This window comes from Mesobacterium hydrothermale, assembly GCF_035818635.1.
Taxonomy (GTDB): Bacteria; Pseudomonadota; Alphaproteobacteria; order Rhodobacterales; family Rhodobacteraceae; genus Mesobacterium_A; species Mesobacterium_A hydrothermale.
Genome location: NZ_JAYLLH010000013.1, coordinates 59,738 through 82,190, shown reverse-complemented (window position 1 = coordinate 82,190; position 22,453 = coordinate 59,738). Strand labels below are relative to the sequence as shown.

Here is a 22,453-nt window from a genome sequence, read left to right as displayed (position 1 = left end):
CACGAAAAAGGCCCTGCGAAACGCAAGGCCTTTGACAGTCGGTCACCCACCGTGCGTCGCGGTCATACACGCATCGGCATGACGACATAGACCGCAGAGGTGTCGTTACCTTCGCGCATCAGCGTCGGGTCGGCGGCAGAGTTGAACAGGAAAACGGCGTTTTCACGGTCCACCTGGCTGGCGATTTCCAGCAAGTATTTCGCGTTGAAGCCAATTTCCAGCGGCTCGTCGTCATAGGCCACGGCCAGTTCTTCCTCGGCCGAGCCGTTGTCGGGCGCATTGACCGACAAGATCAGCCGGTCTTCTTCCAGCGCCAGCTTCACCGCGCGCGAGCGTTCGCTGCTGACGGTGGCGACACGGTCCACGGCCTTGGCGAAATCGCTGGCGTCCACTTCAAGGCGGCGGGTGTTGCCGCTGGGGATGACGCGGGAATAATCGGGGAAGGTGCCGTCGATCACCTTCGACGTCAGGGTGATTTCCGGCGTGGCAAACCGCACCTTGGTTTCCGACACGCTGACGGCGATCTGCATTTCGTCATCATCCAGAAGCTTGCGCAGCTCTCCCACGGTCTTGCGCGGCACGATCACGCCGGGCATTGCCTCGGCCCCGGCGGGCAGGTCGGCGTCGATCCGGGCCAGTCGGTGGCCGTCGGTCGCGACGCAACGCAGGACACGACCGCCATCGGCCTCTGCCACATGCATGTAGACGCCGTTCAGGTAATACCGGGTTTCCTCGGTCGAGATCGCGAATTTCGACTTGTCGAACAGCCGCCGCAGAACCGGCGCGGGGGCCGAGAAATTCGAGGCATATTCCGACGACGCCATGACCGGGAAATCTTCCTTCGGCAGGGTCGCAAGGGTGAAGTTAGACCGCCCGGCCTCTACCGTCAGGCGGCCCGACATGGTGTCATCGGACAGGGTGACCAGCGCACCGTCGGGCAGCTTGCGGATGATTTCGTGCAGGGTGACGGCGGCCACGGTGGTGGCGCCGGCCTTTTCGACCATCCCGGGGCCTTTATCGACCACCTCGATATCCAGATCGGTGGCGCGGAACTGAATGGTGTCACCCTCTGCCTCGATCAGCACGTTGGCAAGGATTGGGATCGTGTTGCGGCGTTCCACAACAGACTGCGCCTGCGAAACTGCTTTCAGCAGCGCGGCCCGTTCCATACTGAATTTCATGCCCCTGTCCTCCGTCATTGCGGATGGGAACCGTAAACCGCCAAGCGCGGCTGTCCAACCCTGTTAAAGGCTTTTGTTGAACGGAAATTGCGGATCGTCAAGCGGCACGCCCAAGGACGCGCCGCCTGTGTTTTCCCCGCGTCAGTTTTCCAGCGCGCGGCGCAGCATTTCCAGGTCTTCGGCAATCGCCGCGTCCTGGGCTTTCAGCTCTTCGATCCGTCGCACCCCGTGCATCACGGTGGTGTGGTCGCGCCCGCCGAAGCGGCGGCCGATTTCCGGCAGCGATCGGCTGGTCATGTGCTTGCACAGGTACATCGCCACCTGCCGCGGGCGCGCGAAGCTGCGCAGCCGTTTGGGCCCAACCAGATCGGACAGCCGGATGTTGTAATGTTCGGCCACCTTGCGCTGGATTTCCTCAATCGAGATCTTCTGCTGCGAGGCGCGCAGCACGTCGGCAAGGCAGTCCTGGGTCAGCGCAAGACTGATCGGCTTGCCCACCAGGAACGCAAAGGCAAACAAGCGGGTCAGCGCCCCTTCCAGCACGCGCACGTTGGTCGAGATCCGGTGGGCCAGGAATTCGAGGATCCCGTCCTCGATCTCGAGCCCCGGATAGTGCACGCGCTGTGCCTCTGCCTTGGATTGCAGGATGCCCAACCGCAATTCGTAGTCCGTCGGGTGCAGGTCGACGACCAGCCCGCTTTGCAGACGGCTGCGGATGCGGTTTTCCAGCCCGGTGATCTCGTCCGGCGCGCGGTCGGCCGAGATGATGATCTGTTTCTGCTGATCGACCAGCACGTTGAACGTGTGGAAGAACTCTTCCTGGGTGCTGTCCTTGCCGGCGATGAATTGTACGTCATCGACCATAAGCACATCGACGGACCGGAAGATTTCCTTGAAATCCATCATCTTGCGGTCACGCAACGCCTGCACGAACCGGTACATGAACTGTTCCGCCGACAGATACAGGATGTTCAGATCCGGGCGGCGTTGGTGCAATTCCCAACTGATGGCGTGCATGAGGTGGGTTTTGCCAAGCCCGACGCCACCGTACAGGAACAGCGGGTTGAACGCGACGGGGCCGCCTTCAGCCACGCGGCGCGCGGCAGCATGGGCCAGCTCGTTCGGTTTGCCGACGACGAAGGTGTCGAAGGTAAAACGCGGATCGAGCGGGGCCGACACGATACCATCGGCATTGGCCGTCTGCGCCAGTTGCCCAGCCGGTTCCAGGGTGCCGGTCGCGGTCCGCGACGCGGGTTTGGCGCCTTTCACGGGCTTGGCCGTGTTGGCCGCCACCTCGAACTTCAGCCGCCGGACCTGGTGGCCCGCCCGATTGAATTGCGCGAGGATGGAATCCCCGAAATTCTGATCCACATAGCTGCCAAGAAAAGTCGTGGGCGCGCCGAACCGCGCGGTTTCCTCCACGATTCCCTGGAATTCCAGCGGTATGATCCAGTTCTTGAAGTTGTTGTGCCCGACCATCTCGCTGATCTGATGCTGCAAGCTTGCCCACAGCTCTGGCGTTGACATCCCCTCGTCGTCCCTACCCATTCCGTTCCCCAAGTTTCATTCTTCTTGCCCACTGTCCCGATTTCAGTGGCGTGTCGCCCGAGGAAGGCAATAGAACATCATGCCCGCGCCGCAGAGCGCAGGGGCTTTTCGCCTGAACCCGATTCGCACGAAGATGTGCCTGTCCCCGACACAGCTTCGCGGACACGCCGGTCCACGTGATGACTAAATCCGATCCGGAGGACAGCCCCCACGCGGAAAAACCAAAGCTCGCAGTTGCCTTAGCCCGCGCCTGCATCTGTTCCGTCAAAATAAACGGGACGATGTCAGCTCTCGATCGTTACTTCCCAAAGTGACTCGCAGGGTCGAACCTACCAACCCGGTCAGAGGGGCGGCAACCGATCTTCGTTCTTGACTCGGGAAAAGCCGGAAAAGAATCTCCTGCCCGTGCAGAAATGCCCCGGACCAACGCAAAAAGCACCGCGCAAAGCGGTGCTTTTTTATTTTAAACTCAAAGACTTGGATCAGCCCAGAGCCTTCACGCGGGATGCCAGGCGCGACATTTTCCGCGATGCGGTATTCTTGTGGAACACGCCTTTGGTGACACCGCGCATCAGCTCGGGCTGGGCGGCGCGCAGGGCGGCTGCAGCGGCATCCTTGTCACCGGAAGCGATGGCTTCCTCGACCTTGCGCAGGTAGGTGCGGATGCGCGAACGGCGTGCTTTGTTGATGGCAAAGCGCTTTTCGTTTTGACGTGCGCGTTTCTTTGCCTGGGGCGAATTTGCCATGAGATCGGTCCTGTCTATCGTTCGAATATCTTGCGCAACGCACCACGTTGGCCGGACTTCGTCCGACGGATCGATTCTTGCCTAAGCGGGCATCACGCGCATGTGGAGGCGGGCTATAGCGGCTATTGCCGAAAATGCAAAGTGCAAACTTTCCGGCGCCGGATTCGGCCATGCACACCCCATGCACACCCCATGCATATCGCAGCTGCATAAAGGAAAGGCGCCGCCGGTGTCCCGGCAGCGCCCGAATCGGTGCGGCAGAACGCCCCTTGATCAGCGGTCGCGGAACTGCGCCTGACGCTTTTCCTGGAATGCGGCCATACCTTCTTTCTGGTCTTCGGTGTTGAACAGCGAATGGAACACGCGGCGTTCGTAAAGCAGCCCTTCGGTCATCGTGGTTTCGTACGACCGGTTGACCGATTCCTTGATGGCGATGGTGGTCAGCATCGATTTCTCGGCGATCTTCGCGGCGATGGCCTGCGCTTCTTCCAGCAGGGTCTTGGCCGGCACGACGCGACTGACGAGGCCGGAACGCTCTGCCTCTTCGGCGTCCATGAAACGGCCGGTCAGGTTCATGTCCATGGCCTTGGACTTGCCGACAAATCGGGTCAGGCGCTGGGTGCCGCCCATGCCGGGAATGACACCCAGGTTGATTTCCGGCTGGCCGAACTTGGCGTTGTCAGCGGCGATGATGAAATCGCACATCATGGCCAGTTCGCACCCGCCGCCCAGCGCATACCCGGCGACGGCGGCGATGATCGGTTTGCGGATCGCCATGAAATCGCGGTGCGGTTCGCCGAAGAAGTCGGACAGGAACATGTCGACAAAGCTTTTCTCGGACATTTCCTTGATGTCGGCCCCGGCGGCAAAGGCCTTGGCCGACCCGGTCAGCACGATGCAGCGCACCTTGTCATTTTGATCCGCGGCTTGCAGCGCGTCGCAAAGCTCGCCCAGCAGGTGGCTGTTGAGCGCATTCAGCGCCTCGGGACGATTGAGCTTGATCGTGCAGACGCTGTCTTCGACTTCGACGATGATCGTCTCATAGGCCATATTGCCGGCTCCGGTCGGTTTCTGTCAGACCCTGTGCTTAGCATGTGACCCACCCGGATCAAGCTATCTTTGGCAGGTCGGGCAATAGAAACTGGATCGGCCCGATTGCACGATGCGCCGGATGTCCGAACGGCACCCGGGGGTGCGGCAGGGGGCGCCTTCGCGGTCGTAGACGTCGAAATTGTGTTGGAAATAGCCCAGTTCACCGTCCGCCTGCCGGAAGTCGCGCAGCGACGATCCGCCTGCCGCGATCGCCTCTTGCAGCACCGCGCGGATGATCGGCACCAGCGCCGCGACGCGCGGTGCGGCGATCCGTCCGGCCTTGCGCGCGGGGTGGATGCGGGCGCGGTAGAGCGACTCGCAGACATAGATATTGCCCAGCCCGGCAACGATGTGCTGATCCAGAAGCGCCGATTTGACGGGAGCGTTCTTGCCCCGGAAGGCCGCGACGAGGTGGGATTCGTCGAACTGGTTGCCCAGAGGTTCGGGCCCCAGCCTGGCCAGCAGCGGGTGCGCCTCTGCCCCCAGGGTCGGCAGCAGGTCCATCGCGCCGAACCGGCGCGGGTCGTTGAAGGTGATGCGCGCGCCGTTGTCCATGTCAAAGACCACGTGGTCATGCTTTTCCGGCGCCGGATGGTCATGCACGAACACGCCCAAAGGGTCGCCCGACACCAGCATCCGCCCCGACATGCCCAGATGGATCAACAGCGACTCGCCCGAGGCCAGATCGGCCAGGATGTATTTCGACCGCCGCCGCAATTGCAGCACCGTCTGACCCGTCAGCCGGTCCGCCATCCGGTCGGGAAAGGGCCAGCGCAGGTCCGGGCGGTTGACGGTGGCGCGGGCAATCACATGGCCTTCCATCACCGGCGCAAGGCCGCGGCGGACGGTTTCGACTTCGGGAAGTTCGGGCATCTGCGGCGATCCTGTGCAGCGGGACGCATTGTAACGGCGGTCGGGCGCTCTATAAGAAAGGCGAAGCACAAGGACGGCAAGACCCATGACGGACGACATCGGAAAAACCACCCATTTCGGGTTTCAGGAAGTCCCCGAAACCGAAAAGGCCGGGCGCGTTCAGGGCGTCTTTGGCTCGGTCGCGTCGAAATACGACGTGATGAACGATGCGATGAGCATGGGCATTCACCGGGTCTGGAAAGACGCGATGATGGATTGGCTGGCACCACGCCCGGGGCAGCGGCTGCTGGATGTGGCGGGCGGTACCGGCGACATTTCCTTTCGCTTCCTGAAACGCGCGGGGCATGGTCATGCCACGGTGCTGGACCTGACCGAACCGATGCTGGTCGAGGGCCGCAAGCGGGCTGAGGCCGGGACGATGGCCGACAGCCTTGACTGGGTGGTGGGCGACGCGATGGCGCTGCCGTTCCCGGACAACACGTTTGACGTCTACACGATCTCGTTCGGCATCCGGAACGTCACCCGCCCGCAAGAGGCGCTGAACGAAGCCTTTCGCGTGCTGAAGCCCGGTGGCCGGCTGATGGTGCTGGAATTCAGCCAGATCCCCAACGACATGATGCAGAAGGTCTATGACCTGTATTCGTTCAACATCATCCCGCGCATGGGGCAGGTGATTGCCGGGGATCGCGACAGCTATCAGTACCTTGTGGAATCGATCCGCAAGTTCCCCGACCAGGAAACCTTTCTGTCGATGGTAAAGGCCGCCGGTTTCGAGAACGCCAAGTACCGCAACCTGACCATGGGCATCGCCTGCCTGCATTCGGGGTGGAAGATTTGAGCCAGCGCGACACACCCCGCCCGCCATCGGCCTGCGGCGGCGGACAGATGTTCTGGGCACAGGTCCGGCAACCGGCGCAGGACACGCCACAGACTGCCCCGACCAAACCCGCCCCGAAGGATGACGCATGAGAGGCCCGCATAACATCTGGCGGCTGATCCGGACCGGTGCCACGCTGGAACGGACCGGGGCCATGGGGCAGGTGCTGGACGCGTTTGATGCGCCGCGCCCGCTGCGCATTGCCGCCCGTGTCATCGGCTGGCCGTTCAAGTGGCTGGGCTATGCCGGCGATCCGTCGATGCCGCCGCTGACCCGCGCTCTGTCGGCGCTGGGACCGGCCTATATCAAGTTCGGGCAGGTGCTGTCGACCCGGCCCGATATCGCCGGGGATGAACTGGCGCAGCAGTTGCGCGTGTTGCAGGACAAACTGCCGCCGTTTTCCGTTTTCGAGGCGAAGAAAGCGGTGGAGCGCGAGCTGGAACAGCCCACCGACACGCTGTTTTCGTCCTTCAGCGAGCCCGTCGCCGCCGCGTCGATCGCGCAGGTCCACAAGGCGCAACTGGCCGAAACCGGAGAGATCGTGGCGGTCAAGATCCTGCGCCCCGGGATCGAGCGCGCCTTTCACAAGGATATCGACGCCTTCTATTTCGCCGCCCGCTTCATCGAGCTTTTGTCCCCCGCCTCGCGCCGTCTGCGCCCGATGGAGGTGATCAAGCATTTCGAGGGCGTGGTGAACGGCGAACTGGACCTGCGGCTGGAATCCGCGGCGGCCAGCGAATTTGCCGCCAACACGGTGAATGACGCGGGCTTTCAGCTGCCCGTCATCAAATGGGAATATTCCGGCCGCCGCGTGATGACGATGAGCTGGGCCGAAGGTGTGCCGCTGGGCGACAACGACGCGCTGGACGCGGCGGGCCAGGACCGCCCAGCCCTGTCGAAACGCGTGCTGCAACTGTTCCTGAACCACGCGCTGCGCGACGGCTTTTTCCACGCCGACATGCACCAGGGCAACCTGAAGGTCGCGGCCAACGGCGATATCATCGCCTATGACTTTGGCATCATGGGCCATATCGACGAATACACCCGCCGAGTCTATGCCGAGATCCTGTTCGGCTTTATCCAGCGCGATTACAAGCGCGTGGCCGAGGTGCATTTCGAGGCGGGCTATGTGCCCGGCGACCGCGATGTCGATGAATTCGCCCGCGCCCTGCGCGCGGTTGGCGAACCGATCTTCGGGATGGACGCCACGCGGATTTCGATGGGCCGCCTGCTGGCCTATCTGTTCGAGGTCACCGAACGGTTCGGCATGCAGACCCGGACCGAACTGATCCTGCTGCAACGCACCATGGTGGTGGTCGAAGGCGTGGCGCGGTCGCTGGACCCCAAGATGAACATCTGGGACGTGGCGAAGCCCGTCGTGCAGGAATACATCAAGACCTCTATCGGGCCGCGCGCCGTTGCGGGCGACCTGTTCAAGACCGCCAAGGTGCTGGCCCGTTTCGGCCCCCGCCTGCCCGCGATCGTCGAGGCGGCGCTGATCCGGCAGGCCACGCCCGAAGAGCAAAAGCCCCCGTCGCTTTGGCCGACGCGGCTGATCTGGGGGCTGGGCGGGCTGATCCTTGGCGCGCTCTTGCTTGAGGGGATCGTAACCCTGCTCTGATCCGGCGCTGAGATTTCCTTAAGCCTTTCATGCCAAACCGGACCCGTCATTGTTCAGGAGGGGTCTGGTGCTGGGTCTGGTCGGAATCGCGGTGATCTTTGTCATGGTCTTCGGCGGCTATATTGCCGCGGGGGGCAAGCTGGGCATCATCCTGAAATCCCTGCCGTTCGAAATGATGATGATCGGTGGCGCCGCCGCCGGCGCATTCATCATCAGCAACGATGGCCCGTCGGCCAAGCACACGGTCAAGGACATCGGCAAGGTGTTCAAGGGGCCGAAGTGGAAAACCCAGGATTACCAGGACCTTTTGTGCCTGCTGCACGAATTGCTGCGGGTCGGGCGGCAAAGCCCCGTCGCGCTGGAAGAACACATCGAAAACCCGTCCGAGTCGTCCCTGTTCCAGCGGTATCCACGCATCCTTGGCGACAGGACCGCGGTCGAGATGATCTGCGACACGCTGCGCTCTGCCTCCATGAACTACGACGATCCCCATCAGGTGGAAGAGGTTCTGGAAAAGCGGCTGGAGTCGATGCTGCACCACAACCTGCATTCCAGCCATGCATTGCAGACCGTTGCCGACGGCCTGCCCGCACTGGGGATCGTTGCCGCCGTTCTGGGCGTGATCAAGACCATGGGGTCGATCGACCAGCCGCCAGAGGTTCTGGGCAAGCTGATCGGCGGCGCGCTGGTGGGTACCTTCCTGGGCGTGTTCCTGGCCTATGGGCTTGTCGGCCCCTTCGCGTCCAAGCTGAAGGCGGTGATCGAGGACGAGGCCGCATTTTACCAGATGATCCGCGACGTGATCGTGGCCAGCCTTTACAACCACGGCGTCAACATCTGTATCGAAGTGGGCCGCCAGGGATCGCCCGCGCATTACCGCCCCAGCTACGAACACCTGGAAGAAGCCCTGAAAGAGGCGAAGGCCGCGGCATGAGGCGCCTGATCCCCTGGCTTGCGGTCTGGGTGTGCTGGGCGCTGTCGGCAACGGCCGCCACCATTCCGGTGCGGTCGGGGGAACACGACGATTTCACCCGGCTGGTGCTGGAACTTCCGGTGGCGATGGGTTGGGCGCTGGACGGATCGGGGGAAGCCCTGACCCTGCGGCTGGACCAGCCCGGCCATGGTTTCGACCTGTCCACCGTGTTCGACCGCATTCCGCGTGACCGGCTGACCGGGGTGGAACAGACCGCCCCGTCGCAGTTGTCATTGACCTTGGCCTGCCCGTGTACGGCAGAGCCGTTCCTGTTTCGCGACCGGTTCCTTGTGATCGATCTGAAAGATGCCGTCGCACCCGAAGCCGCACCGCCGCGCCCCGAACCCCGCGCAAGCCCCACGCAACCCATCACGCTGCCGGTGCACCTCGGCACCGAATCGTCGCGGCTGATGCAGGCATCACTGGAGGCCGCGATGCAGGATGGGCCGCGGGGCCAACTGCTGGATCTTGCCGCGCATATGGCGGTGTCGTCGGCCTTTGATCCACCGCGGCCCGATCCGGACCAAACCGCACGCATTTCCGTACAAGGCAGACCCCCTGCCCCGCCCGGCTATTGCCCGGCGGGCGCGCTGACCCTGACACAGGACTGGGCCGGGGAGGGCGACTATGCCCGGGAACTGGCGGCGCGGCGGCAGGCGACCTATGACCTTGCCGGTCATCCGGTGCCGTCTGCCCGGCTGGCACTGGCACAGTTCTATGTCTCGCAGGCGCAGGGGACCGAAGCCTATGCGCTTTTGCAGGACGACAGCAGCAAAGAGGCCGCGCTGGTCCGCGCCATGGCCGCCACGCTGGACCGGCCCGAACGGCTGCCCGCCAGCGTGTTCCGCACTTGCCCGGGCCTGGTCCTTTGGGACGTCATGCGGTTGCAGAAGGCGGGCGAACGGCCGGAGGAGGGCTGGGACGCCGACGACCTGTTCAGGGCCTATACCGCGCTGTCGCCCACGCTGCGGCGCTATTGGGCAGTGCCACTGGTCGATTACCTGCGTGACACCGGCCATGGCGACGCTGCCAACCGGATCGAGGCGTATCTGATCCGCACCGACGACGGCCCCACGCATCTGACGCCCGAAGAGGAAAACCACCATCCCAGCCACGAAACATCCCCGGCAGAGGAACTGCTGGACCGGATGACATCGCTTGAGGCAATACGCGCGGCGACAGAAAGCGACCGGCGCCTGATCGAGAGCTTTCGCACCGAGTATCGCGGCAGCCGGCTTGAGCCCGCCTTTTGGCAGGCCGAGGTGCGGGTGCACCTGGTCGAGCAAGACTATGCCCGCGCGCTGGACCAGGTTCTGCAAGGCCGTCAGTCCTACGACGACCGGTTCGACGCGCTATATGGAGAGGTCCTTTCAGAGCTGGCCGCGACTGCGCCGGACATCCAGTTCCTGAAAACCGCGCTGGCCCTTGGGCAAATCGATGGCGGGCTTCCGCCACCGCCCGAAGACGCACGGCGCAGGGTCGAGGAACGCCTGGCGCTGCTGGGATTCTGAGCGGGGTCAGGTCACGACGCGCAGGGTCAGGTTGATCCGCCCCGGCGCGTCCAGAAGGGTGGAACTGCCCGGCCGGATCCGGTCGATCCCATGATATCGCAGACGCGCGTCGCCGCCCATCAGGACCACATCGCCCGACTGCAGCCAGATCGACTCCGTCCGCCCGCCGCGTTCGGCATTGCCCATGCGAAACAGCCCGTCGTCCCCAAGGGAGATCGACAGCACCGGCTGGGTGAAATCGGCCTCGTCCCGATCCTGGTGCAAGCCCATGCGCGCCTCTGGTCCGTACCAGTTGATCAGGCAGCAGTCCGGGTCACGCGCAGCCCCGGCCAGGGCACGCCAGACCGCCAGAACGGAGTCAGGGATCGGCGGCCAGGACACACCGGACGGATGCGTTTCGCTGTAGCGATAGCCCTTGCGGTCGGTGATCCAGCCGAACCGCCCCGCCGCCGACATCCGCACCGACATTTTGCGCCCGGACGGCGTGACCGGCTGGACGAGCGGCGCCTGACGCAGCACGTCACGCAAGGCATCGACCAGCGCCGCCTGCGCGGCGCGATCAAGATAGCCACGCCAGATCCGAAAGCCGCGAATGTCCAGAACGTCGCTCATCGCGGCATTGCAGCGCAGAGCTGCCGCAAACGCAAATGGAAAGGCGCATTTTTCCATAATCCGGCGGAAGCGGGCGCTTGCAGCCCCAAACCGCCCTCCCTATATACCCTCCGAAGCGCGGCCGGGCGGCCCGCCCGTACGCGCGAATGCCGGAGTCCTGATGCCATAACGGGTCAGGGCTTCGGGTCATCGCCTTGAAGACAAGAAGGGATCGAAAACATGGCCAAAGTTATTGGTATTGACCTCGGGACCACGAACAGCTGCGTCGCAATCATGGATGGCGCCCAGCCGCGTGTGATCGAAAACTCCGAAGGGGCACGGACGACCCCGTCCATCGTCGCCTTCACTGAAGACGAGCGCCTGGTGGGCCAACCCGCCAAACGGCAGGCCGTCACCAACCCCGACAACACCATTTTCGGTGTGAAGCGCCTGATCGGTCGTCGCAACGACGACGCGGATCTTGCGAAGGACAAGAAAAACCTGCCGTTCAACGTCATCGACGGCGGCAACGGCGACGCCTGGGTCGAAGCCCGTGGCGACAAATACAGCCCCAGCCAGATCTCGGCCTTCATCCTGCAGAAGATGAAAGAAACCGCCGAGGCATACCTGGGGGAAAAGGTGGAGCAGGCCGTTATCACGGTTCCCGCCTATTTCAACGACGCCCAGCGTCAGGCCACCAAGGACGCCGGCAAGATCGCCGGCCTGGAAGTGCTGCGGATCATCAACGAACCGACGGCTGCCGCGCTGGCCTATGGCCTGGACAAGCAGGAATCGAAAACCATCGCGGTCTATGACCTTGGCGGCGGCACCTTCGACGTGACCATCCTTGAAATCGACGATGGTCTGTTCGAAGTGAAGTCGACCAACGGCGACACCTTCCTGGGTGGCGAAGATTTCGACATGCGGATCGTCAACTATCTTGCCGACGAGTTCAAGAAAGAGCACGCGGTCGACCTGACCAAGGACAAGATGGCCCTTCAGCGCCTGAAGGAAGCTGCCGAAAAGGCCAAGATCGAACTGTCCTCGTCCAGCCAGACCGAAATCAACCAGCCGTTCATCAGCATGGGCTCGAACGGTCAGCCGCTGCACATGGTGATGAAGCTGACCCGCGCCAAGCTGGAAAGTCTGGTGGGTGACCTGATCAAGGGTTCGCTCAAGCCTTGTGCCGCCGCGCTGAAGGACGCCGGTCTGTCGACCAGCGACATCGACGAGGTGGTTCTGGTCGGCGGTATGACCCGGATGCCGAAAGTCATCGAAGAGGTGACCAAGTTCTTCGGGAAAGAGCCGCACAAGGGTGTGAACCCGGACGAAGTCGTTGCCATGGGCGCTGCCATCCAGGCCGGTGTTCTGCAGGGTGACGTCAAGGACGTGGTTCTGCTGGACGTGACTCCGCTGTCGCTGGGCATCGAAACCCTGGGCGGCGTGTTCACCCGACTGATCGACCGCAACACCACCATCCCGACCAAGAAGTCGCAGATCTTCTCGACCGCCGAGGACAACCAGAACGCCGTGACGATCCGGGTGTTCCAGGGCGAACGCGAGATGGCCGCCGACAACAAGATGCTGGGCCAGTTCAACCTGGAAGACATCCCGCCGGCGCCGCGCGGCATGCCGCAGATCGAGGTGACGTTCGACATCGACGCCAACGGCATCGTGTCGGTCAGCGCCAAGGACAAGGGCACCGGCAAGGAACAGAACATCACGATCCAGGCATCGGGTGGTCTGTCGGATGACGACATCGAAAAGATGGTCCGCGAAGCCGAGGAAAACGCCGAAGCCGACAAGGCCCGCAAGGAACTGGTCGAGGCCCGCAACCAGGCCGAAAGCCTGATCCATTCGACCGAGAAATCGATCGAGGAGCATGGCGACAAGGTTGACCCGTCGACCATCGAGGCGATCGAACTGGCCGTGGCCGCGCTCAAGGATGACCTTGAAAAGGACGACGCGCCTGCCGACAAGATCAAGTCCGGCATCCAGAACGTCACCGAAGCGGCGATGCGTCTGGGCGAGGCGATCTATAAGGCGCAACAGGACTCGGGCGATGATGCGCCAGTGGATGCCGACAGGGGCAATGCAGGTGCGGATGACGACAACATCGTCGACGCCGATTTCGAGGACCTGGGCGACGACAAGCGGTCGTAACCCCATATCACGGAACCAAATGGGGCCGGTCCGGACACCGGACCGGCCCTTTACGTTCCGGGAAAAGGAGGACGTGAATGTCCAAACGTGACTATTACGATGTCCTTGGGGTGGCGAAGGGGGCCAGCGCCGAAGAGCTGAAGAAAGCTTATCGTGCGAAGGCAAAGGAACTTCATCCGGACCGCAACAAGGACAAGCCAGAGGCAGAGGCCCAGTTCAAGGAAGTGAACGAAGCCTATGAAGTGCTGAAGGATGCCGACAAGAAAGCCGCCTATGACCGGTTTGGTCATGCCGCGTTCGACGGCGGCATGGGCGGTGGCGGCCACCATCCCGGTGGGCGCGGCAATGCCGATTTCGCCAGCGCGTTTTCCGACGTGTTCGACGACCTTTTCGGCGATTTCATGGGTGGCCAGCGCGGCGGCGGACGGCAACGCGCAGCGCGCGGCTCTGACCTGCGCTATAACCTGCGGGTGACGCTGGAAGAGGCCTATGCCGGCCTGCAAAAGACCATCACCGTGCCCAGTTCGGTGCAATGTACCGCCTGTAACGGTTCAGGCGCCGAAGGCGGGGCAGAGCCCACCACCTGCCCAACGTGTTCAGGCATGGGCAAGGTTCGCGCGCAGCAAGGATTCTTTACCGTCGAACGCACCTGTCCAACCTGTTCGGGTCTGGGCCAGATCATCAAGAACCCGTGCAAGTCCTGCGGCGGGGCCGGTCGGGTTCAGAAGGAACGCGCATTGTCGGTCAACATTCCCGCGGGTGTCGAAACCGGCACGCGGATCCGTCTGGCCGGTGAAGGCGAGGCCGGGCTGCGTGGCGGGCCTCCGGGCGATCTGTACATCTTCATCGAAGTGAAGAAGCACGAGATCTTTGAACGTGAGGCCAACAACCTGTACTGCCGCGTCCCGGTCAGCATGGCCACGGCCGCGCTGGGGGGCGATATCGAAGTGCCGACAATCGACGGCGGCCGCAGCCGTGTGAAGATCCCCGCAGGCAGCCAGTCAGGCAACCAGATGCGCCTGCGCGGCAAGGGGATGCCGGGCCTGCGCGGCGGCGGACATGGCGACATGTTCATCGAACTGGCGGTGGAAACGCCCGTCAACCTGACCGCGCGCCAGAAAGAGCTGTTGAAGGAATTCGAAGAGCTGAGCGAGGATAACAATCCGGAATCGCATAGCTTTTTCAAATCGGTCAAAAGTTTCTGGGACAGCATGAAGGGCTAAGGCCCCGTCAGCCCGAACCGTGAAAGGCGCCCCCTCCGGGCGCCTTTTCCGTATCGGTCACGCCCCGGGTTGAACGAAAAAGGCCCCGCGAATGCGGGGCCTTTGCTTGTCTGCAACCCGGATCAGTTCGGGATGTCGCCGGTCAGGCCTTCGACGTAGAAATTCATGCCCAGCAAGGTGCCATCATCTGCGGTTTCCCCTTCTGCCAGCCAGTCCGACCCATCCTGCTTTTTCAGCGGTCCGGTGAAGGGGTGGTAGTCACCCGCAGCAATCGCATCTTTCAGCGCCAGCGCCTCGGCTTTCACGTCGGCGGGGACGGCGTCAGAAATCTCGCCGATGCCGACCATGCCCTTGCCAATGCCGTTCCAGGTGTCCACCGATTCCCAGGTGCCATCCATGACCGCGCCAACGCGTTCAATGTAATACGGCGCCCAGTTGTCGATGATCGACGACACGCGCGGCATTGGGGCATATTCGCCCATATCCGACGCCTGACCAAAGGTGATCACGCCACCAGCCTCTTGCGCAGCCGCCTGCGGCGCGGTCGAATCCGTATGTTGCAGGATCACGTCGGCCCCGTTTTCGATCAGCGCGCGGGCGGCATCGGCCTCTTTCGCCGGATCGAACCAAGTGTAGGCCCAGATGATCGAGAATTCGACATCCGGGTTGGCCTTCTTGGCGTGGATATAGGCGCTGTTGATGCCGCGAATGACCTCGGGAATCGGGAAGGACGCGATGTAGCCAATCTTGTTGGTCTTGGTCATCTTGCCCGCGATATGGCCCTGGATGGCGCGGCCTTCGTAGAAGCGCGCAGAATAGATCGATACGTTGTCCGACCGCTTGTAACCGGTGGCATGTTCGAACTTCACGTTCGGGAACTTGGCCGCCACTTCCAGCGTCGGATCCATGTAGCCGAAAGAGGTGGTGAAGATGATATCCGCCCCCGACAGCGCCATCTGGGTGATCGCGCGCACGGCGTCCGCACCTTCCGGCACGCTTTCCTGATAGACGGTTTCGACCTTGTCGCCGAAATGCTCTTCCACCGCCAGGCGGGCATGGTTGTGTTCATAGGTCCAGCCGCCGTCGCCGATCGGGCCGACAAAGATAAACCCGGCTTTTACCTTGTCCTGGGCGAAGGCCATGCCCGGAAGGCTGAGGGCCAGGGCTGCGCTGGCAAGAAGTGTTCTGCGTTTCATGAATATCCCCTTGTTGGTGGTACAGGTGTAAGCGCCTCAGCTTGAGGCATGGAAAGACCGGCCAAGGGAGGCAGGCGCGCCATGCGCCCCCCGGGCCGAGATGATGACAAGCACGATGATGGTTATCAGATACGGGCTCATCGACAAGAGCGCGACAGGCACCGCGACCTCTGCTGCCTGAAGGTTCAGCTGCAGCACGGTGACGCCCCCGAACAGGTAGGCCCCGATCAGAACGCGCCAGGGCCGCCAGCTGGCAAAGACGACAATCGCCAGCGCGATCCAGCCGGCGCCGGCGGTCATGCCCTCGGTCCATTGCGGCACGCGCACCAGGCTCAGATAGGCGCCGCCAAGTCCGGCGCAGGCCCCGCCGAAAAAGATCGCAATCATCCGCACGCGCACCACCTTGTAGCCCAGCGCATGGGCGGCATCGTGGCTTTCCCCCACCGCGCGCAGCACAAGCCCGGCGCGGGTGTATTTCAGGAAGGTCCAGACCACGACCACCAGCAACAGGCTGAGATAGACCATCGGATCATGCGAGAACAGCATTCGGCCCACCACCGGCAGATCGCTCAGCACCGGGATGTCCAGCTTCGGCAGGGTCGGCGATTTCATCCCCTCGTAGGGCTTGCCGATCAGCGCCGACAGCCCCAGCCCCACCAGCGTCAGGCCCAGGCCCGTGGCGACCTGGTTCGACAGCAGGTACTGCGTCAGAAAGCCAAAGGACAGCGACAGGATGGCCGAGGCCAGCGCCGCCGCGACAAACCCCAGGCCCGGAGAGCCGGTGTTGACCGCCACGGCAAAGCCCACGACCGCGCCGACGATCATCATGCCCTCGACGCCCAGGTTCAGCACCCCCGCCTTTTCCACCACCGCCTCGCCGATGGCGGCCAGCAGGATGGGCGTCGCCGACACCATGATCGACGCAATCAGCAGGACCGGATTGATTGAAGACAGATCCATCAGGCCAACTCTCCTTTTCCGATCCGCACGCGGTAATTGGTGAACACATCCGTCGCCAGCAGGAAGAACAGCAACATCCCCTGGAACAGCTGGATCGCGGCGCCCGGCAGGCCCAGCATCAGCTGCGCCAACTCGCCACCGATATAGGTCAGCGCCATCAGCAGCCCGGCCAGCAGGATGCCCACCGGGTGCAACCGGCCCAGGAAGGCCACGATGATCGCGGTGAACCCATAGCCCGAGTTGAAGTCGATGCTGATCTTGCCCGCGGGCCCGGTCACCTCGAACATCCCTGCCATGCCCGCCAGTACGCCGGACATCCCAAGACAGAACAGGATGATCCGCGACGGGCTGACGCCGGCAAACCGCGCCGCGCGCGGCGCTTCGCCGGTCAGGCGCACGTTGAAGCCCTGAATGTGGCGCGACAGCAGCACATAGGCAAAAATCACCGCGATCAGCGCCGCGACCACGCCCCAGTGCATGCCGGTGTTCGGGATCAGGTCAAGGTTCGACGCCGCATCCCACTGGTTCAGGTTGCGCGACCCCGGAAAGCCCATGCCCTCGGGGTTGCGCAGCAGGCCGGACGACACCGAGGCCAGGATGTTTTCGGCGACATAGACCAGCATCAGCGACACAAGGATCTCGTTGGTGCCGAATTTCACCTTCAGCACCGCCGGGATCATCGCCCAGACCCAGCCGCCCAGCGCCCCGGCGACCACCATCATCGGGAACAACAGGGCCGAGTCGGACGGGTACAGCGCAAGCCCTGCCCCGGCGCCACAGATCGCACCCATGATGTATTGCCCCTCGGCGCCGATATTCCAGATCCCCGCCCGGAACCCGATCGACAGGCCGATGGCAATCAGGATCAGCGGCCCCGCCTTCACCAGAAGCTGCGGCCGCGAATAGCTGGCGAACTGTTCGTGAAACAACGGGTCCCAGAAAATCACCTTGATCGCCTCAAGCGGGTCGGTGCCCAGCGCGGCAAACATCGCGCCGCCCACCAGCATGGTCAGCAAAACCGCCAGGATCGGCGTTGCGCCGGTCCAGAACCTTGACGGCTGGGGCCGTTTTTCCAAGCGGATCATGCGCGCCGTCCCCCTGCTTTCATCTTTCCGAAAATACTCGAATCCGCCGCGTCACACATGGGCTACCTCCATGTCATGGGCACCGCCCATCATCAGGCCGATCTTCTCGATCGTCAGCCCCTCGACCGGGCGGATGGCCGACAGGCGGCCTTCGTTCAGCGCGCCGAAGCGGTTGGAAATCTCCATCAGCTCGTCCAGGTCCTGGCTGATCACGACGATGGCCGCGCCCTGGGCTGCGAGGTCCAGCAGCGCCTGCCGGATCGCGGCGGCGGCGGCGGCATCGACGCCCCAGGTCGGCTGGTTGATGATCAACACCTCCGGCCGTTGCAGGATTTCGCGCCCGACCACGAATTTCTGCAGGTTGCCTCCCGACAATGCCCGGGCCGCGGTCTCTGTCCCCGGCGTGCGCACGTCGAACTGGCTGATGACCTTCTGCGCAAAGTCGCGCGACCGGCCCCAGTTGATGAACCCGTTCGACACCAGCCCCTCGCGATGCGCGGCGGTCAGCACGGCGTTTTCGGTAAGGCTCATGTTCGGCGCGGCGGCATGGCCCAGCCGTTCCTCCGGCCCCGACAGGATGCCCATCGCGCGCCGCGCGGCAGGGCCAAGGTTGCCCACCGGCTTGTCCTTCAGCCAGATGCACTGCGCCTTGGTCGTGCGTTCGCCCGACAGCGCCATCAGCAATTCATCCTGCCCGTTGCCGGCAACCCCCCCCAGGCCCAGAACCTCGCCCGCGCGCACCTCGAAGGTGATGTCCCGCAGCGGTGTCCCGAACGCCCCCGGCGACGGCATCGACAGGCCCGATACCTGCAACAGCACGTCGCCGAGCGGCTGGTCCTTGGCTTCCGGCATGGCAAAGCTTGCGCCCACCATCATCTCGGCCAGTTCGCGGGCGGTGGTGTCCGCAGGCGTGCAGGTGGCCACCTTCTTGCCCAGCCGCAGGATGGTCGCGGTGTCGCACAGCGCCCGGATCTCTTCCAGCTTGTGACTGATATACAGGATCGAGGTCCCCTCGGAACGCAGCTTTTTCAGGGTCTCGAACAGGATATCGACCTCTTGCGGAGTCAGGACGCTGGTCGGTTCGTCCATGATCAGCAGGCGCGGGTTCTGCAACAGGCAGCGGATGATCTCGACCCGCTGACGTTCGCCTGCCGACAGGGTGCCGACGACGCGGTCGGGATCCAGCGGCAGGCCGTAGGTTTCCGACACCTCGCGGATCTGGCGGGCCAGGTCGCGCGGCTTGGGCGGGTTTTCCATGCCCAGCGCGATGTTTTCGGCCACCGTCAGCGCCTCGAACAACGAAAAGTGCTGAAACACCATGGCCACGCCCAACGACCGCGCGACGCGTGGCTCGGCGGGCGCATAGGGGGTGCCGTTCAGGGTCATGGTGCCCTTGTCGGGTTTCACCAGCCCATAGATCATCTTGACCAGCGTGGATTTCCCGGCCCCGTTTTCCCCCAGCAGCGCGTGAATCTCGCCCTGTCCGATGGTGAAAGAGACATCGCTGTTGGCCACGACGCCCGGATAGGCCTTGGTCAGGCCCTCGATGGTAAGGAGTGCGTCTGCCACTTTGTCATGCCCCCTGCGATACGCGTTTCCAGTAACTGCGCCGCGACCCCCACGGCAATGGCCTGGGGGTGCTTGCCCAGGGTTTTCTGCCCAATCGGGCAGCAGATGCGCCCGATTTGTGCATCCGAATGGCCCAACGCCTTCAGCCGGGACCGAAAGCGCGCCCATTTCGTGTCCGACCCGATCAGCCCGGCAAAGCCGAATCCCCGGCCCAGCAGCGCATGGCACAGCGCCAGGTCCAGTTCGTGGCTGTAGGTCAGGATCAGGTGATGCGCGTCAGTCGGCGCGCGGGCGGCCAGCAACGCGGGCTCTGCCACGGGCAACGCCGTCACGCCGTCAGGCATCGCATCAGGAAACCGTTCCGGCCCGGTGTCGACCCAGGTGATCGCCATGCCCGGCAGCGGCGCCAGGACATCCACCAGCGCCCGGCCCACGTGGCCCGCGCCCCAGATCCACAGATCTGTCTGGACCTCGGCCACCGGTTCTATGAACCAGCCCTTGACCAGTTGCGGCTCTGGCCGTTCGCCGCGCCCCCGCGCCCGGTCCAACAGGCGCTTCACAGCCAGCGGCATCGCGCCCGTGCCGCGCGCGATCACGTCCCGGCCATCCAGCGCCGCGACAGCCCGGGCGTCATAGATTTCCGTCAGAAGCGTCACAACCCCGCCGCAGCATTGGCCCAGTTTCGGACCCAGCGCATGATGCGTCAGCCCTTCGCGGACGAACGCCTGTTGCGCGGCCTTGTATTCCAGCGCGCCGCCACCGATGGTGCCGGACTGGCCGTGCTCCCAGACCAGCATCGCCGCGCCCACCTCGCGCGGGGACGACCCCGCGACCTGCGCGATCACTACGCGGGCCACGCGGCCGTGCTCCGTCACGGCGGCCTTCAACGCGATCCGGTCAAACATGGCGCACCCGTTCAATCGCGGCAAGAACGCGCTCGGGCGTTGCCGGGGCATCCAGATCGGGATAGGCCGTGCCGCACGATCCAACCGCATCCGACAGCGCCATCAGCACCGAAATGCCGTGCATGAACGGCGGTTCCCCCACCGCTTTCGAGCGATAGATCGTGTTCTCGCGGTTCCGTCCGTCCCACAGCGCGACGGTGAACACGTCGGGCCGGTCGGAACAGGCCGGGATCTTGTAGGTCGAGGGCGCATGGGTGCGCAGCCGGCCCTTGTCGTCCCAGAGCAGTTCTTCGGTCGTCAGCCAGCCCGCCCCCTGCACATAGGCACCTTCGACCTGGCCCACATCCAGCGCGGGGTTCAGCGACGACCCGCAGTCGTGCAACACGTCGGCGCGCAGGATGCGGTATTCGCCGGTCAGGGTGTCCACGACCACCTCGGAACAGCTGACACCGTAGGCAAAATAATAGAACGGCCGCCCCTGCCCCTTGATCCGGTCCCATTCGACCTTGGGCGTCTTGTAAAAGCCGGTGGCCGACAGGCTGACCCGCCCGCCATAGCAGAGCGCGGCGGCCTCGGCGAAACTGATGCTCTGGCTGCCAAGTTGTACGCTTCCGTCCTTGAACCGTACATCTGCCGGGCTGCACTGGTACTGTTGCGCCAGGTACCCGGCCATCCGGTCCCGGATCGTGTCACAGGCAATCTTGACCGCCATGCCATTCAGGTCGGAACCGGACGACGCCGCCGTGGCCGAGGTGTTGGGCACCTTGCCGGTATCGGTCGCGGTGATCTTGACCACCGCCATCGGCACGCCAAAACGGCTGGCCGCAACTTGCGCGACTTTCTGGAACAGGCCCTGCCCCATCTCTGTCCCGCCGTGGTTCATACGGATCGAGCCGTCCTGGTAGACATGCACCAGGGCACCCGCCTGGTTCAGGTGGGTCAGCGTGAAGGAGATGCCGAATTTCACCGGCGTCAGGGCGATGCCCTTCTTCAGCACGCTGTTTTCCGCGTTCCACTTGCGCACCGCCGCGCGCCGGGTGGCATAGTCGCAAGACGCCTCCAGCGCCGCGGTCATGGCGCCCAGTTCGAAATCCTCGACCGGCTGGCCATAATGCGTTGTCTGCACCTTCTTCTGGCCGGAAATATCCTCGGGGGGGGACGGGGGGGCAGACGGCCCCCCAGCTTCCGCCACCGGTGCCTCGGCATAGTAATTCGCCTTGCGCACCTCCAGCGGGTCCCGGCCCACGGCATAGGCGACGTGATCCAGCACCCGTTCGATCCCCAGCATCCCCTGCGGCCCGCCAAAGCCACGATAGGCCGTCGCGCTTTGCATATTGGTCCGCAAACGGTGGCTTTCGATCCGCATCGCGGGAATGAAATAGGCGTTGTCGGCGTGCAGCATCGCACGATCCGCCACCGGCAATGTCAGGTCCATCGACCAGCCCGCCCGGGTCAGGTGCAGGAACTCGACCCCGGCGATCACACCGCCATCGTCAAACCCCACCCGGTAATCGATGCGGAAATCGTGCCGCTTACCGGTGATCGTCATGTCGTCGTCGCGGTCATAGCGCATCTTGACCGGCCGGCCCGTCATCCGCGCCACCAGCGCACAGGAAATCGCCAGCGCGTTGCCCTGGCTTTCCTTGCCGCCAAAGCCGCCGCCCATCCGCCGGGTTTCAACCCGCACGCTGTGCATCGGCAGGCCCAGCGCATGGGCCACCTTGTGCTGGATCTCTGTCGGGTGCTGGGTCGAACTGTGCACGACCACTTCGCCATCGTCCTGCGGCAACGCCATCGCGGCCTGGCTTTCAAGATAGAAATGTTCCTGGCCACCCATGGTCAGGCTGCCCTCGATCACGTTCTTCGCGCTGTCGATGGCCGCCCCGGCATCGCCCCGCGACCAGATGCGCGGGCCGTCTTCGAACCGGTCATCCGCCGCCATCGCGTCGTCGATGGACAGGATCGCGTCGCGTTCCTGATAGGTGATCCTTGCCAGCCGCGCAGCCCGGCGCGCGGCAAGGTGGCTGGTGGCGGCAACAAGGAAAACCTGCTGGCCGACATAGTTGACCGTATGCCCCGCCAACAGCGGTTCGTCGTGGTTGGACGGCGAACAATCGCAATCGCCGGGCAGGTCTTTCGCCTCCAGCACCAGGACAACACCGGGGGCGGCACGCACGGCGTCAAGGTTGATCGCGGTGATCCGGCCATTCGCCACGCTGGACAGGCCAAAGGCCAGGTGCAGCGTGCCGGGTGGCGTCGGGATGTCATCGACATACCGCGCCTTGCCGGTCACATGCAGGGCGGCCGCGTCATGGGGAAGGGGTTTTGCAACGCTCATG

The 22,453-nt window shown here is 63.7% G+C and carries 18 protein-coding genes; 6 read left to right on the top strand and 12 right to left on the bottom strand.

The genetic code is table 11. From position 1 onward, the window contains the following. Positions 1 to 62 precede the first annotated feature (62 nt). The 5 genes from dnaN to mutM all read right to left on the bottom strand — a co-directional run bounded on the left by dnaN (position 63) and on the right by mutM (position 5,440). Positions 63 to 1,181 carry a DNA polymerase III subunit beta gene (gene dnaN / locus VK792_RS11165; RefSeq protein WP_326297569.1) on the bottom strand — a complete coding sequence of 373 codons (1,119 nt, stop codon included), beginning with the start codon at positions 1,179 to 1,181 and terminating at the stop codon, positions 63 to 65. Between the two features lie 141 nt (positions 1,182 to 1,322). Then, the gene (gene dnaA, locus VK792_RS11160; protein ID WP_326297568.1) at positions 1,323 to 2,729 is read right to left on the bottom strand and encodes a chromosomal replication initiator protein DnaA; all 1,407 of its coding nucleotides are present in this window, start codon (positions 2,727 to 2,729) and stop codon (positions 1,323 to 1,325) included. A gap of 482 nt (positions 2,730 to 3,211) precedes the next feature. Next, the gene (rpsT, locus tag VK792_RS11155; protein WP_326297567.1) at positions 3,212 to 3,475 is read right to left on the bottom strand and encodes a 30S ribosomal protein S20; all 264 of its coding nucleotides are present in this window, start codon (positions 3,473 to 3,475) and stop codon (positions 3,212 to 3,214) included. Positions 3,476 to 3,748: 273 nt separating this feature from the next. Further along, complete coding sequence (locus tag VK792_RS11150; RefSeq protein ID WP_326297565.1) at positions 3,749 to 4,525, bottom strand: enoyl-CoA hydratase; 777 nt, start codon at positions 4,523 to 4,525, stop codon at positions 3,749 to 3,751. A gap of 63 nt (positions 4,526 to 4,588) precedes the next feature. Continuing rightward, positions 4,589 to 5,440, bottom strand: coding sequence for a bifunctional DNA-formamidopyrimidine glycosylase/DNA-(apurinic or apyrimidinic site) lyase (gene mutM, locus VK792_RS11145; RefSeq protein WP_326297564.1), 852 nt, complete (start codon positions 5,438 to 5,440; stop codon positions 4,589 to 4,591). Between the two features lie 85 nt (positions 5,441 to 5,525). Here mutM and ubiE point away from each other — a divergent pair, with 85 nt between their 5' ends. From ubiE to VK792_RS11125, 4 genes are all read left to right on the top strand, one after another. Further along, positions 5,526 to 6,278: a bifunctional demethylmenaquinone methyltransferase/2-methoxy-6-polyprenyl-1,4-benzoquinol methylase UbiE gene (ubiE, locus tag VK792_RS11140; RefSeq protein ID WP_326297563.1), complete on the top strand. Its 753-nt coding sequence runs from the start codon at positions 5,526 to 5,528 to the stop codon at positions 6,276 to 6,278. A gap of 127 nt (positions 6,279 to 6,405) precedes the next feature. After that, positions 6,406 to 7,938 carry a 2-polyprenylphenol 6-hydroxylase gene (gene ubiB / locus VK792_RS11135; protein ID WP_326297562.1) on the top strand — a complete coding sequence of 511 codons (1,533 nt, stop codon included), beginning with the start codon at positions 6,406 to 6,408 and terminating at the stop codon, positions 7,936 to 7,938. A 67-nt stretch (positions 7,939 to 8,005) separates the two neighbouring features. Next, entirely contained in the window at positions 8,006 to 8,872 is an 867-nt protein-coding gene (motA, locus tag VK792_RS11130; protein WP_326297561.1) for a flagellar motor stator protein MotA, read from the top strand. Next, positions 8,869 to 10,422 carry a hypothetical protein gene (locus VK792_RS11125; RefSeq protein WP_326297560.1) on the top strand — a complete coding sequence of 518 codons (1,554 nt, stop codon included), beginning with the start codon at positions 8,869 to 8,871 and terminating at the stop codon, positions 10,420 to 10,422. Before motA ends, VK792_RS11125 begins: the two co-directional genes overlap by 4 nt. A gap of 6 nt (positions 10,423 to 10,428) precedes the next feature. Here the strand turns inward: VK792_RS11125 and VK792_RS11120 are convergent, their stop codons facing one another. Beyond that, entirely contained in the window at positions 10,429 to 11,034 is a 606-nt protein-coding gene (locus VK792_RS11120) for an alpha-ketoglutarate-dependent dioxygenase AlkB family protein (RefSeq protein WP_326297559.1), read from the bottom strand. 219 nt (positions 11,035 to 11,253) lie between these two features. Here VK792_RS11120 and dnaK point away from each other — a divergent pair, with 219 nt between their 5' ends. Both dnaK and dnaJ read left to right on the top strand, forming a co-directional pair. Next, a complete protein-coding gene (gene dnaK, locus VK792_RS11115) occupies positions 11,254 to 13,176 on the top strand; it encodes a molecular chaperone DnaK (RefSeq protein ID WP_326297558.1) in 1,923 nt (640 codons plus the stop codon). Positions 13,177 to 13,253: 77 nt separating this feature from the next. Then, a complete protein-coding gene (dnaJ, locus tag VK792_RS11110) occupies positions 13,254 to 14,399 on the top strand; it encodes a molecular chaperone DnaJ (RefSeq protein ID WP_326297557.1) in 1,146 nt (381 codons plus the stop codon). A 122-nt stretch (positions 14,400 to 14,521) separates the two neighbouring features. Here dnaJ and VK792_RS11105 read toward each other — a convergent pair whose 3' ends face one another. The 6 genes from VK792_RS11105 to xdhB are packed head-to-tail and all read right to left on the bottom strand — an operon-like array spanning position 14,522 to position 22,452. After that, complete coding sequence (locus VK792_RS11105; protein ID WP_326297556.1) at positions 14,522 to 15,595, bottom strand: BMP family ABC transporter substrate-binding protein; 1,074 nt, start codon at positions 15,593 to 15,595, stop codon at positions 14,522 to 14,524. Between the two features lie 36 nt (positions 15,596 to 15,631). Then, on the bottom strand, positions 15,632 to 16,555 hold the full coding sequence (locus tag VK792_RS11100) for an ABC transporter permease (protein WP_326297555.1): 924 nt from the start codon (positions 16,553 to 16,555) through the stop codon (positions 15,632 to 15,634). After that, positions 16,555 to 17,640 (bottom strand): ABC transporter permease, encoded by a 1,086-nt coding sequence (locus VK792_RS11095; RefSeq protein ID WP_326297554.1) that lies wholly within the window; start codon positions 17,638 to 17,640, stop codon positions 16,555 to 16,557. The genes VK792_RS11100 and VK792_RS11095 overlap by 1 nt, the downstream gene beginning before the upstream one ends. 51 nt (positions 17,641 to 17,691) lie before the next feature. Further along, positions 17,692 to 19,209 (bottom strand): ABC transporter ATP-binding protein, encoded by a 1,518-nt coding sequence (locus VK792_RS11090; RefSeq protein ID WP_326297553.1) that lies wholly within the window; start codon positions 19,207 to 19,209, stop codon positions 17,692 to 17,694. Next, positions 19,176 to 20,114, bottom strand: a complete 939-nt coding sequence (gene xdhC / locus VK792_RS11085; protein WP_326297552.1) for a xanthine dehydrogenase accessory protein XdhC — start codon at positions 20,112 to 20,114, stop codon at positions 19,176 to 19,178. The genes VK792_RS11090 and xdhC overlap by 34 nt, the downstream gene beginning before the upstream one ends. Beyond that, positions 20,107 to 22,452, bottom strand: coding sequence for a xanthine dehydrogenase molybdopterin binding subunit (xdhB, locus tag VK792_RS11080; protein WP_326297598.1), 2,346 nt, complete (start codon positions 22,450 to 22,452; stop codon positions 20,107 to 20,109). Before xdhB ends, xdhC begins: the two co-directional genes overlap by 8 nt. Position 22,453: the final 1 nt, after the last annotated feature.